The organism is Rheinheimera faecalis (assembly GCF_021290965.1).
Lineage (GTDB): Bacteria > Pseudomonadota > Gammaproteobacteria > Enterobacterales > Alteromonadaceae > Pararheinheimera > Pararheinheimera faecalis.
The window spans coordinates 1-13332 of the sequence record NZ_JAJOYT010000005.1; the positions used below are offsets into that span (position 1 = coordinate 1).

A 13332-nucleotide genomic window follows, 5' to 3' on the forward strand; every position below is an offset into this window, starting at 1 on the left:
ATAGTTGGATTGTGGGCCGCAAAGAGCAAAAAACGGAAATGACGGACACCGAAAGACCTGACACTTGAACGCCGTTTTATGCCTTACTTGGTTGCTTTAGCACGGCTCTCATGTGTTCATATGACTGCGAAATAAGTTTAGTAGTATTCACCAATATATCTCGGCCGGTATCTTCTCCCAGCCTACGTACACCAATTCTAAGACGATATTCTTCGCCTTGCTCACTCCCACGCACTAGCACCCTCGCAACCTTTTCTCTTTCGGTTACGAGTAAAGGACGAAAATCTGGGCGCTCTTTGAAATATTCGTGTATTACCTGAACAATATAAGCTCTCGCATGCTCCTCACCCAGAGCTGCTTTTTTTAATTCGTATTTGTGGGTTGCCTCCGGAGAGCATAGAACTTCTATATTCGTGAGGCAGGTGTATGGCTGGTTCTGTGCTTGTTCAACAAAGTTCAAGATTATCGCGAATAATCCATTTACATCACCCCAGTCTATAGACCAGTCTACATGATATTCAGGTTCTTTTGCTCTTGCGAGAAAAGGGCTGGTAACTTTAGCTATACCCTCAACCACTGTTTTTAACCCATCATCGAAATTGGTTCGAAAGTCAGCATATAGTTTACCCCTTGCAAAGAGAGGTATTTCGCAGTCTTCAAGTAGTACAGGCATCACAACAACACGCTTTTCTTCTAACTCTCTGAGGAAGCCCGAAGATAGCTCTCTTTTACACCACTCTGATGCTATGGAAGCCTTTGACAAAATTACAAGTAGGGCACTAGCGCCATCTACAGCATCCTGAACTTTATCAATAATCGAGTCACCAATACTCAACTCCCAGCGATCAAGCCATACGCTTACATTCCTATTGACTAATTGCATGGCAAGCTGGTCTACGAAGTCTTTGTTCTCATGTGAATAGCTTATAAAAATCGGCATGTTTTCTGGTTCTCTTGATATAGCAGGTCGGTAACTCGAGTATTTTTCGCCTGCTTTTATGACATTTAATTATACAAAAAGTATAGATCTGGTGTCAGTTCTTGCCCTTTGCCCTGACACCATATTGATTCTGGATAGGTATTTTTATGTAATTGATTTTGACATGCGCTCAGACTTATTAGAAAGTCTCACATAACCTTTATCTGAGTACCAAGAATACAACGACACCTTATCAATAGTACGATCAAATGCATGTACATCAAGTTCTAAGCGACTACAACCAAGGTTAATGGCGACCTCTTCAGCACGAGCAAGAAGTGCACTCCCTAAGTGCTCATTTCTGAACTCAGGAAGCACATATATTTCATAAATAAACCCAAGTGATTTATCACTCCAATCCTCAAATGATAAGAATGCTGCTTCTGATTCACCAGACGTCGCTATAAACTCGAGAGTTCGCCCACTTTGTGCTCTCTCAGCACGATTACGAAGTAAATTATTTTTTATTATGTTTAGATCATAAACCTGATAAATTTCTATCACCTGCTCCCCCAATTGTAATTGATATCTAATGCCGCATTCAGCGGCTTGTCCGCTGCAATGCCTTGTTAGCAGCGGCATTATTCAAGGGAAGCAACTGAAACCCCCATAAAAAATCCTTTCCGTATTTAATGCTGACACCAGATTCCTTCGCAGATTCGTTATAAGTTTCCCCGGACGAACTGCTCAACACTGAGGTGCGGCCCTTTTCTTTGATAATGTCTATCTAAGACGTAAGCCATCTTTTCCAGCGGGGCGGCATTGTATCCAAACTTTTGGATCTCGCAGATATATCGCTCTATAAAACCTCGAGGGCTAAGCTCCCGCCATTGAACTACATGAACCAATTCATGGAAGTGAATCCCCAAATGTTTGGCGGCCTCTTCTGTAATGTAATAAGTGTCGTTGTAAGTGATACCGTCAACTTTCATATCGATGAAATTTCCCAAACCCGCTTCTCGTAATTCGGGAAAATCAGGTTTGGGGATTTCGTTGGTAACAACAAAAAATGCTGTATTGAGGAAGTCGGGCGAATAGAATCCATTAAAGTGATCCTTAAAGACGGCACACGACCGACGAGCTAATTGATGTTCAGAATTTACTTGGCTTATCCATTGCTCGATTTTGTCGATCACAACTTCCCCTATTTATAATTTCTGTGGATTTAACCTGCCCAGCTGAATTCTAGGGCAAGATGCAAAACTTGACGCCAGATTCCCCGGTTTTCTATTCTTTTCCACGATCAATCATAAGTCCCTTTGGTTTTGATACATCACAAAATTCTTCTGCCGTATACCTCATGATTAGAGCAGATATACCACTTGCCAATAATGGTATTCCAATTTTGAAATCGCTCATTGTGGTAACTACGGCAGCAGAAAAATAACCCTCATTGAATAATTTTGGAACGCGGTTTTTCCAGAGCTTGTATATTGTGCTATCGGGGTTACAAAAGGTTTTCCAAGCTATTCGCTTTATTACAGCGAAAGTGGCCTTACCAACCTTTTTGGGCTCCTCGACTTTCTCTGGCGATGGAAGCAGCTTTCTGTCTGGGGCTGGGAGCTGGTTTAGGGCATAAGTTCTTACATCTCGCAAAAGATCAATGCTTGCCGTTGGCACTGAGTTTCCAATAAGTTTAAATATTTCATCATCGGAACTTCTCTGTATCAACAATATCGCTTTTGCTTGGATTTCCTCAATATCCATATTTAGGTCATTAGACCCAATTAGCTCAGTAAGTATGCACTCTTCTTCAACTCGCTCAATCAGTCGCTTTTGGAACTGATGCTTAGTTTTTTCTGAGGAAATATTATTGATTTTTTCTATAACTTCTTTAATAAGCTTTTTTGCCGAAGACGTATCTTTAGATCTTAAGTGGCAAACTGCAAGCAGACTAGATGCCTCAAGGTATAGCCGAGTGTTGCTCGCGGATAGCTTTCTTATTCCAATAAAACCTCTTTGAGCATATGAAATCCTGTTGGCATCTAAACAAGATTCAAACGCCCAAAGTTTTGCCCTTAATAATCGGTGATGTGTTCTCCACTCATTAGGAAACAGCGCTTGAATTTGTTTTGCAACTTCGATCGCTTTATCGGTATCGCCAGAAAGCACCGCATGCTTAAGTTCCACTTCTAGTGGTTGGAGCTTTTTTAACTGATCGTCAGTAAGTTTTGTTGAGCTCATGATCCCTTCTGTAACCTAACGCTTTAAACCGCGGCAAACGCGAGCGAAGTGAACGATTTTTCAATGATTGAACTTGTTAAGTGTTATGTATTAGTTCGGCTGATAAAGTCTGAAACTGCGGCAATCATAAATTTCACCTGATTCGTATCATACTGTTCGAATTCACCATGAGCTGCGTTATTGCGAATACCTAGTAAATGAGTAACATTTTTTTGATCGATCTTTGTATAAACACCTGCTTTGCAAAGATCTGCATTTACTACATCTGCTTTTTTGGGAATTCTTTTTCCATCTTTTTCAAATGTAGTATCAACATCGTTCGTCTCACACAAACTCCTTAAGTGCTGCTCTAAAGCAGTACCAGCAAGAATAGCCGCAGGATCTTTGTAACCTTCGCTTAATTGATGTTCTGCCATTTCCAGTAAGTCAGCGAATATGTCTGCTGAGATAAGTCCTCTTGTTGTTGTCAACCAGCCTTGCACAATTTCGCCCTTCACAGCGGCTAACATACCTATTCCGCGCTTCGTTGTTGAAGGCTGAGCATCGTTTACTTTCTCTGAAAAGTCGATGAAATATGGGTGTGACGAACCAAAGAGTTTGAGAATAAATGATATTGAAGCTGATCTGAATTCGTAAAATAAAACAAGATCAACTCTTATAAATTGCCCATTTTTAGTTTCCGTCTTGAGGACAGCCTCACCCATAGTGATTAGCTCCTCAACTCGCGCTATTAACGAAGTTAAATTCATACATCCTCCATGATACTTAACATTCCATTTTCAAAGGCGGTCCGCCCGCAAGTCGGACATTTTTGCTTTTTTATGATATTTACTGATACCAAACTAACGCTGATGTACCTCTATTTCAACAGATTTTTCTGAAATCACTAAAATTGTGGCCGACCTAATCTATACAGCCTGTACGCTAGTTATAGTGGCATTTTTAGCGGAATTAGTGACGAGCTCAATTTGCAATTAATGGAGTTTGAAATGCAAAAAAAGGCCGGAACAAGCCCAGCCTTTTGAGGATTGAATAGGGTTATTTACCAGCTTTTTCCGCCAGTTTGATCAGCTGCGGCACCACTTCTTTTGGCTGGTTTTTTCGGTCAAATAATAAGGGGTAGTCTGTTCTGCCTTTCATTGGCCAATTGTTGCGCCAGGTTTGGTTGTCGTTCACGCCCCATAAAGTGACCCGTTCTATGCTGTCGCTGTGGCGTAAAAATAACTCAAAAAATTGCAGGTATTTCTCTGTCAGCTGGTCGCTGACTGCTTTTGGCAACCCATCAGCATAAGGGTTAAATTCTTGTTTTAACTTCATATTTAATGAGATATCCGCGCCTACATTATCTGGATCAGGGAACGGCAGCACTGAGATATCCAGTTCGGTAATCATCACCTTCAGGCCTGTGTTTTTAAAAGCCACAATAGAGTCTTCCACTTCCTGCAGCTTAGGGTAATCCAGGCTGTAATGGCCTTGTTCACCAATGCCGTAGATAGGTGCATTTTTCGCTTTTAAAGCCGCAACCAGCTTTAACACTCCGGCGCGTTTTTCAGGTTTAAATAAATTGAAGTCGTTGTAATAAAGTTGGGCTTTAGGATCGGCCTGATGGGCCAGTTCAAAGACTGTCGCTATATAGTCTTCGCCTAAGGCTTTATACCAGTTGGATTGGCGCAGAGTGCCATCTTCATTTAAGGCTTCGTTCACCGCATCCCAGCCTTGAATACGGCCTTTGTAGCGGCCCATCACGGCATTGATATGGTTTTTCAGTCTGGATAACACCAGTTCTTTTGAGGCGGGTTGACCTTTAGCGTCCTGAAATACCCAGGCTGGTGTTTGTTCATGCCATAACAACACATGACCTATTACGTTGATATTGTTGGCTTCGGCGTATTCAATCATGGCGTCGGCGGCAGCAAAGTTGAACTGGCCTTCTACAGGTTCAATGATTTCCCATTTCATCACGTTTTCTGCGGTCACCGCATTAAACTGCTGCTTGACCAAGTCCAGTGTGCCCGGCTCTTTGCCTTCTATTTGCGTTGCACTTAATGCAGTTCCAATACTGAAGTGTTTGCTGTAGGCCTGTTTTAAAGAGGAGCTTTGATCTTGTGCATAAGCACTGCCTATCAGCAGGCTGCTTAACAAGATACAAAAGGGAATAGGTTTCATCGGGTTACTCCAAAAGTAATTAAAAATAAGTAGAACGGCCGCTGTTATCCGGCCTTGTCCAACTGATAGCGGATATGCGCCTTAAAAGGTTGGCCTGGACGGGTAAAATGAAATGGAAAACCTTTTTGGTTCGGTGAGTCGGGGAAAAACTGTGGCTCAAGGCAAATGCCCTGACGTGATTTAAAGGGGCCGGCTAAATGCTCTCCGGTATACACCTGCAAGCCCGGATAGTCGGAATACACGCTCAGGCGAACTAAGCCGTCCGGGCTTATCAGTTCTGCAGCCGCCTGATGCAGATCGCCATTGACCACAAAGTTATAATCCATACGGATGCCGGTCAGCGTTTTGGCCGTGCTGAAATCCAGCGGGCTACCCTGCACCTTAGGCAACTCACCTGTAGGAATATTCTGCTCATCGGTCAGGGTGTAATGTGCCGCATGCAGGCAAAGTTTATGCTGATCAATCGGAGCCTGATCAGGCGCCAGATTAAAATACGGATGCAAAGTTGGACCCACTAGCGTAGTGACGCTGCTGCTGGCTTCAAGTTCAACATCCAAGGCACTTTGTTCAGACAACTGATAGGTGACACGAAAGGACACTGGGCCAGGATAGCCCCCCTGACCATCAGCCATTTCGCAGCCCAAAACCAGCCTGGATTCCTGCTGTTCCAGCACTTGCCAGTTCATTTGGTGTAAACCTGCAGCGCCACCATGCAGCTGATTTTGTCCTTCATTTTGTTCCAGTTGATAAAACTGCTGACCAATCAGCAAGCGGCCTTTACCAATACGGTTGGCGTAAGGTCCAACTAAAGCGCCGAGGTAAAAAGGATCTTGTGCATAAGCATCCGGCTCGGCATAACTTAAGATCAGTTCACGTTTGCTATTACCCACGGCCGTAGTCCAGCGCTGCATAGCCGCACCACGTTCCAGTATGGACAACTGGTCGCCTGCTTTATTGGTCAAATGAAAGACGTTCATACATTTGCTCTCTTTTCTAATACTGTAGGGGCGGGGTTTATCCCCGTCTGTTTTACGTTCAAATCGAATGCCGAGAGGTCTTGAACACACCCGATAAAACAACACCGCGGTATAGATGGAAGGGCTGGGGCAAGCCCAGCCCCTACACCCGCCTGTCCGGGGCTGTAACATCAATACTTTGGATATATACCATCCTGTAGGGGCGGGGTTTATCCCCGCCAGTCTCACATTCAAATCAAATGCCGGAAAGGGTTTAACCTTGCATATCTTCTAATTCTGTCCCCTTGGTCTCATGCACCATAATGATCACAAAGAGGATAGAGAAAGCGGCGCCCAGGGTATAAAGACCATAAGTTCCGGCCAGGCCAATACCGGCCAGCAGCAAAGGGAATGTCATAGTGATCAGGAAGTTACAGCTCCATTGTGCTAAGCCACTGACCGCAAGGCCTAAACCACGAATTTGATTCGGGAACATTTCGCCTAACATCACCCACATTACAGGGCCCCAGGACAGGTTAAAAAAGAACACATAAGCGTTAGCGCTGATCAGAGCTACTGTGCCCCAGTCGCCAAGCAGCAGATTGCCACTTTCGTCCTGGCCAGCATTGGCAAAACAAAGCACCATCAAACCCAAAGTCAAAGCCATGCCCACTGAACCCCATTTCAGCAGAGGTTTACGGCCCACTTTGTCGATAATCAGCAGCGTAATAACACAAGCCGCAATACTTAAACCGCCGCTAATGACGTTAATCAGCAAGGCGTCGGATTCAGAAAAGCCAACGGCTTGCCAGAGTACAGCACCGTAATAAAACACCACGTTAATGCCGACCAATTGCTGGAAGCTGGCGAGGCCAATACCTACCCAAACAATTTTGCGCACTTTGCCGGTTTGGCTGCTTAATAAATCAGTTAATCGGGGTTGATGGTCAGCCGTCAGTGATTGCTGAATTTCAGCGAGTTTGCGGGTCGCTGCATCGCTGCCATACAAGCGGGTCAGTACTGCAGCTGCTGCATCGTTGCTGCCTTTTAACACCAGAAAACGTGGGCTTTCAGGAATAAAAAATAACATCAGCAGGAAAAGCAGGGCCGGGAAGAGTTCCATCCAGAACATCCAGCGCCAGGCCGCAAATTCAAACCAAAGCGCCGCAGTAGAAGCGCCTGCATATTCGGCTAACAGGTAATTGCTGACAAAAGCCATAAACAAACCAAAGATGATGGCGATTTGCTGCAAAGTGGTCAGCATGCCGCGGTAGCGGGCTGGAGCCACTTCACAAATATAAGCTGGCGTAATGACAGAGGCTGCACCTACAGCTAAGCCACCTAAAATGCGGTAAATAACAAACTCAAAGGAGCCATCGGCAACACCTGAACCCCAGGCACTGACAATAAAAAATACGGCTGAGATCAGTAAGATTGTTTTACGGCCACTGATATCAGCCAGTCGCCCGGCAAAAAAAGCACCTACTGCGCAGCCCAGCAGCATGCTGGCGACATTAAAGCCAGTACCAACACTCTCTGAATTAAAGGCTTGTTGCAGGCCGTCGACAGTGCCGTTGATCACACCACTGTCAAAACCAAATAAAAAGCCGCCTATGGTGGCGACTAAGCTGATAAACAAAATAAAGACTTTATTGTCCTCTGAAACGGCTGGCTCGTTGCTGTGCTGCAAAATAATAACTCCTGTCGGTTCGCGCAAAGACTTAGCGCATAGCCTGAGCATAAGTTCTGTTTGACGGAAATACAGCCAGCTTGTTAAAAATCATAATTCTTTCAGTACATTCCGTTAGTCCACTTTAGCAACTGTCGATGTATGTTAAGGTCAGAAAATACCTGTCGTACTTAAAGCTGCAGCTTTGTTGACTACGCCATTTCGCCCCAGTCACATAGGTTTACTATGCTCCTGGGGTCTCACTGGCTTGTCGCCTCGCCGCAACTTCAAGATACTTGGGTATAAAGCTAAAAAAACAGCCGGCTTGCAGCGGGCGTAAAACAGCAACAGGCGAATTGATATGCAAACAGAAGTACAAAAATTATCGGTCACCGAAAAAATCGGTTATAGCCTCGGGGATTTGGCGGCCAATTTGATTTTCCAAACCCTGATGACCTTTTTGGCTTTTTTCTACACAGATGTTTACCAGATCCCACCGGGCGCCGCGGCTACTATTATTTTTACCGGCGGCTTAATTGGCGCCTGTTTTAACCCCATTATGGGCATTATCGCCGACCGGACTCAGACCCGTTGGGGCAAGTTCAGACCCTGGATTCTCTGGACCTCAATTCCTTTTGGCATCATTGCGCTATTAGCTTTCAGCACACCGGATTTCAGCCCTGAAGGCAAAATTGCTTACGCTTTTATTACTTATGTGGTGCTGGTGCTGGTGTATTCAGCCAATAACCTGCCGTATTCAGCCTTAAGTGGTGTGCTGACTGGCAATATGGCCGACCGTAACAGCTTGTCGGCCTACCGTTTTGTTGCTGTGATGGTGGCGCAATTTATTATTCAGGCTTTGTTGTTACCGCTGGTACTGATTCTGGGCGATGGCGATAAAGCTGTAGGTTTTGAAAACACCATGACGCTGTTTGCTTGCGTCGGCATTGTGTTTTTCCTTATTACTTTTATCACCACCAAAGAGCGGGTTTTGACCTGCAGCGCACAAAGCTCAACTATTCGTCAGGACATCGGCGACCTGCTGAAAAACCGGCCCTGGGTCATTATGCTGGTGCTGACTGTGCTGGTGTTTATTACCCTGGCGCTGAAAGGTGGCATGTATATTTTTTACTTCGAAAACTATCTGAATGAACAAGAAGTTGCTGTATTTCTGGAAGATATTGGCTTTAACGCTTTTATTGTTGGTTTAAATTCTATGTTGACTGGCATGGGGCTGACCGAATTCCTTTGGCCTAAAGATGCGGCCACTTCAGGTTTTAGTTTGTTTAATGCAGGCGGCATTATCTGCATGATTATCGGCATAGGTTTTTCTAAACCTCTGGCCGATCGTTTTGGTAAAAGGGATGTGTTTGCTGTAGCGCTTTTTATCTCTACTTTGTTTGTGATGGTGTTTTATCTGTTCCCTGCTGATGCCATAGGTCTGGTGTTTTCCTCTCAGCTGTTGCATGGCTTTTTCTACGGCATCACTATTCCGTTGCTGTGGGCGATGATTGCTGATGTGGCTGATTATTCCGAGTGGAAAAACCATCGTCGTGCGACCGCTATTATTTTCTCTGCGATGATTTTTGGTCTGAAACTGGGCCTGAGCATAGGTGGTGCTTTGGTGGCAGGTATTCTGGCTCACTTTGGTTACGACGCTCAGTTGGCAGCTCAGGCACCTGACACTATTAACGGCATTAAATTATCGGTCAGCCTGTTTGCGTCAATACCTTTCCTGTTAGGTGTGGCTATTGTCTGCCTCTATGAAATTAACAAACACAAAGAAAGCCAGATTGAGCAGGAGCTGAACGAACGTCGCGCTGCTGCTGGTTTAGCACAAGCGGAGTAACAGTTATGTCAGACGATTTAAAAGTGCTGAAAGCCAAAGCTATTTCTCAGCCCTTAGTGGAGCACATTTATACAGCCGACCCTTCGGCCCATGTGTTTGATGGTCGAATTTATATTTATCCGTCACACGATATCGAGGCTGGTATCCCCTTTAACGACAATGGCGATCACTTTGGTATGCAGGATTACCATGTATTGTCGCTGGATGGCCCCGACAGCCCTACTGTGGATCATGGTGTAGCTTTGCATATTAAAGATGTGCCATGGGCTGAACGTCAGATGTGGGCGCCGGATGCGGCCAGAAAAGATGGCAAGTACTACTTTTATTTTCCTGCCAAAAAGCCAGACGGCATCTTTCAGATTGGTGTGGCTGTGGCCGACTCGCCTGTTGGGCCTTTTAAAGCTCAGCCAAAAGCTATGGAAGGTAGTTATTCAATAGACCCGGCCGTATTTGAAGACGATGACGGCAGTTTTTACATGTATTTTGGCGGTATTTGGGGCGGTCAGTTACAAAACTACCGCAACAACCAATACAAGGCTGATAATGCAGAACCCACAGCAGCTGAGCCGGCTTTAGGGCCCAAAGTGGCGAAACTACGCGACGATATGCTGGAATTTGCAGAAGCGCCACGTGAAGTGCTGATCCTGGATGAACAAGGCCAGGTGTTATTGGCGGGCGACACAGACAGACGCTTTTTTGAAGCCTCCTGGCTGCACAAATATCAGGGCAAATACTACTTCTCTTATTCCACAGGCGATACGCACTTTTTATGTTATGCCACAGGCGATAACCCGTACGGACCTTTTACTTATCAGGGCCGGATTTTAGAACCTGTAGTCGGCTGGACCACTCACCACTCCATCTGTGAATTTGAAGGTAAATGGTATCTGTTTTACCACGACTCCATATTGTCCGAAGGCGTCACTCATTTACGTTCAGTCAAAATGGCGGAAATTCAGTATGACGCCGATGGCAAAATCCAAACCTTAAAGCCCTACCGGGATTAATCAGGTATTTCACAGGAGGCTCTAGTGGGCAAACAACTTCTCTCTGCGGTGCTGGGTTTAGGAGTCGCTTTTGCGGCTTCAGCTCAGCAGCCTTATCAAAATGCCAGTTTGCCAACAGAGCAGCGTGTGGATGATTTATTGTCCCGCATGACGCTGGAAGAAAAAGTGGCTCAGCTACAAACCGTCTGGCAAAAACGTCGCACTCTGGAAGATAAAGAGCTGCAGTTTTTACCGGAAAAAGCCAAAGAATTAATACCACTGGGTATTGGTCATATAGGCCGCCCCAGCGAGTTTAAAACCCCGCAGCAAACGGCAGAGTTTAATAATGCGCTGCAGCGCTGGTTAAAGGAAAACACCCGATTGGGTATTCCGGCCATGATGCACGAAGAAGCCTTGCATGGTTATGCTGCTTTTGATGCCACCAGTTTTCCACAGGCGATAGCTCTTGCCAGCAGTTGGTCGCCACAAGATATGCATGATGTCTATGCGCTTTCAGCTCGTGAAATGCGCGCTACAGGTTCGCACTGGGCCTTAACTCCTATTCTGGATATAGCCCGTGACCCACGTTGGGGCCGGATAGAAGAAACAATGGGCGAAGACCCTTACCTGATGTCGGCCATGGGTGTGGCCGCAGTGGAAGGTTTTCAGGGAAAAACAGGGAAAGCAGGCCCTTTTGCCGCAGATAAAGTAGTAGCCACCTTAAAGCATCTGACGGGCCATGGTCAGCCAGCAGCAGGGGTGAATATAGCGCCGGCTTTTATTGGCGAGCGTGAACTCCATGAAGTGTTTTTACCGCCTTTTGAAGCTGCAGTAAAACTGGCGCATGCCAGCAGTATTATGGCGTCCTACAACGAAATCGACGGTATTCCGTCTCACGTTAATAAGCCTTTGCTCGAAGATATAGTGCGCCAGCAATGGGGTTTTAACGGCGTGATTGTCAGTGACTATTTCGCCATTGAAGAGCTCAGCAGCAGACATGGTTTATACGGCAGCGAAGCCGCAGCTGGCAAAGCAGCTTTGTTAGCTGGCGTGGATATGGAAACTCCTGATCCAAAAACCTTCCCCCATTTAACGGCCTTAGTGAAATCAGGCCAGTTGGATGAAGCGGCAATCGACAAAGCAGTACGGCGGGTATTAGCGCTGAAATTCCGCTTAGGTTTGTTTGAACAGCCTTATGTGGATGCAACAAAAGCCAATGGAATTGTTGGTGCTGATTCAGACCGTGTGTTTGCCCGTCAGGTCGCTGAAAAGTCGATGGTACTGCTGAAAAATGACGGTACTTTGCCGCTAAAAGCAGACAAGATCAAACAATTGGCCGTTATTGGCCCTCATGCCGATGAAGTCTTATTAGGTGGCTACAGCAGTATTCCGCGCCAGACTGTCAGTATTGTCGATGGCTTACGGCAAAAGCTGCAAGGCAAAGCCAAAGTGGAATTTGCTCCTGGTACATTGCTCACTAAAGCTTTAACCCAAACGCCAGCTAAACAAGCTGCTTTTGTTACCAGTGATGTGGCTGAGCGCAGTAAAGCAGCCGGTACTTATTCGATGCAGCGCTGGAATTATGACGATATAGCTTTAACCGACGACAATGATCGCAAAGGTTTATTGGATCAAGCTGTGGCTTTGGCGAAAAAATCTGATGCTGTGGTGTTAGTGTTGGGCGAAAACGAAGGCTTGTCGCGTGAAGCCTGGGCCGATACCCATTTAGGTGATCGCAGCAGTTTAGATTTAGTCGGTAATCAGCTGGAGTTGGCTAAAGCTATTTTGGCGACAGGTAAACCGCTAGTGCTGGTGCTGACTAATGGCCGGCCTTTGGCTTTGGGCGAACTGGCGGTGTCTATGCCTGCTATTGTCGAAGCCTGGTATCTGGGGCAGGAAACCGGCTCAGCTTTAGCTAATGTGTTGTTTGGCGATGTAAGCCCTTCCGGCAAATTACCTCTGACTTTTCCTCGTAGTGCCGGTCATATTCCGAGTTATTACAACCATAAAATTTCCGCCAAACGGGGTTATCTGTTTGACGATATCAGCCCTTTATATCCTTTTGGTCATGGCCTGAGTTACAGCAGCTTTGATTACAGCGCCTTGAAGATTGATGAAAGCCAGGCCAAAGCCAATGGCGAAGTGACTGTCCGTATGACGATTCGCAACAGCGGTCAATTTGATGCGACTGAAGTGGTGCAGCTGTATATTCAGGACCCTGCGGCCAGCGTAACCCGTCCTGTAAAACAGTTAAAAGGCTTTTTACGTGTACCACTCAAAGCAGGCCAACAGGCAAAGGTTGAATTTAACTTGCCGGTGAACCTGTTGGCATTTTTTGATCAACAGATGAACTGGGTGGTTGAACCCGGTGAAATCAAACTGATGCTTGGCAGCTCTTCAGCAGATATCCGCCTGAATGGCAGTTTTAACATCAAAGGTGACATCACAGAGGTCGGTGCCAATAAGGCTTATTTAAGCCAGGCACGGATCATCCCAGAGTAGCAGCCGTAGGGCTGACTTCGAGTAAAAGGTTTGGAGGGCGT

At 45.8% G+C, this 13332-nt stretch carries 11 protein-coding genes; 3 read left to right on the forward strand and 8 right to left on the reverse strand.

What is annotated here, in order from left to right:
- Positions 1-76 precede the first annotated feature (76 nt).
- The 8 genes from LSG34_RS10180 to LSG34_RS10215 all read right to left on the reverse strand — a co-directional run bounded on the left by LSG34_RS10180 (position 77) and on the right by LSG34_RS10215 (position 7975).
- Positions 77-940, reverse strand: a complete 864-nt coding sequence (locus LSG34_RS10180; RefSeq protein ID WP_233008990.1) for a toll/interleukin-1 receptor domain-containing protein — start codon at positions 938-940, stop codon at positions 77-79.
- 144 nt (positions 941-1084) lie between these two features.
- On the reverse strand, positions 1085-1483 hold the full coding sequence (locus LSG34_RS10185; protein WP_233008991.1) for a GNAT family N-acetyltransferase: 399 nt from the start codon (positions 1481-1483) through the stop codon (positions 1085-1087).
- Between the two features lie 158 nt (positions 1484-1641).
- Positions 1642-2115, reverse strand: coding sequence for a hypothetical protein (locus LSG34_RS10190; protein WP_233008992.1), 474 nt, complete (start codon positions 2113-2115; stop codon positions 1642-1644).
- A 91-nt stretch (positions 2116-2206) separates the two neighbouring features.
- On the reverse strand, positions 2207-3163 hold the full coding sequence (locus LSG34_RS10195) for a tetratricopeptide repeat protein (RefSeq protein WP_233008993.1): 957 nt from the start codon (positions 3161-3163) through the stop codon (positions 2207-2209).
- Positions 3164-3246: 83 nt separating this feature from the next.
- Positions 3247-3912: a hypothetical protein gene (locus LSG34_RS10200; protein ID WP_233008994.1), complete on the reverse strand. Its 666-nt coding sequence runs from the start codon at positions 3910-3912 to the stop codon at positions 3247-3249.
- 289 nt (positions 3913-4201) lie between these two features.
- Positions 4202-5329, reverse strand: coding sequence for an endo-1,4-beta-xylanase (locus tag LSG34_RS10205; RefSeq protein WP_233008995.1), 1128 nt, complete (start codon positions 5327-5329; stop codon positions 4202-4204).
- 44 nt (positions 5330-5373) lie between these two features.
- Positions 5374-6306 carry an aldose epimerase family protein gene (locus LSG34_RS10210; RefSeq protein WP_233008996.1) on the reverse strand — a complete coding sequence of 311 codons (933 nt, stop codon included), beginning with the start codon at positions 6304-6306 and terminating at the stop codon, positions 5374-5376.
- A 253-nt stretch (positions 6307-6559) separates the two neighbouring features.
- Positions 6560-7975, reverse strand: coding sequence for a sugar porter family MFS transporter (locus tag LSG34_RS10215; RefSeq protein ID WP_233008997.1), 1416 nt, complete (start codon positions 7973-7975; stop codon positions 6560-6562).
- A gap of 340 nt (positions 7976-8315) precedes the next feature.
- Between LSG34_RS10215 and LSG34_RS10220 the strand changes: the two genes are divergently transcribed.
- Genes LSG34_RS10220 through LSG34_RS10230 form a run of 3 tightly spaced genes read left to right on the forward strand, consistent with a single transcriptional unit; the run spans position 8316 to position 13291 of the window.
- The gene (locus LSG34_RS10220; protein WP_233008998.1) at positions 8316-9803 is read left to right on the forward strand and encodes an MFS transporter; all 1488 of its coding nucleotides are present in this window, start codon (positions 8316-8318) and stop codon (positions 9801-9803) included.
- A gap of 5 nt (positions 9804-9808) precedes the next feature.
- Positions 9809-10810 (forward strand): glycoside hydrolase family 43 protein, encoded by a 1002-nt coding sequence (locus LSG34_RS10225; protein ID WP_233008999.1) that lies wholly within the window; start codon positions 9809-9811, stop codon positions 10808-10810.
- A gap of 24 nt (positions 10811-10834) precedes the next feature.
- Entirely contained in the window at positions 10835-13291 is a 2457-nt protein-coding gene (locus LSG34_RS10230; protein ID WP_233009000.1) for a glycoside hydrolase family 3 N-terminal domain-containing protein, read from the forward strand.
- Positions 13292-13332 lie beyond the last annotated feature (41 nt).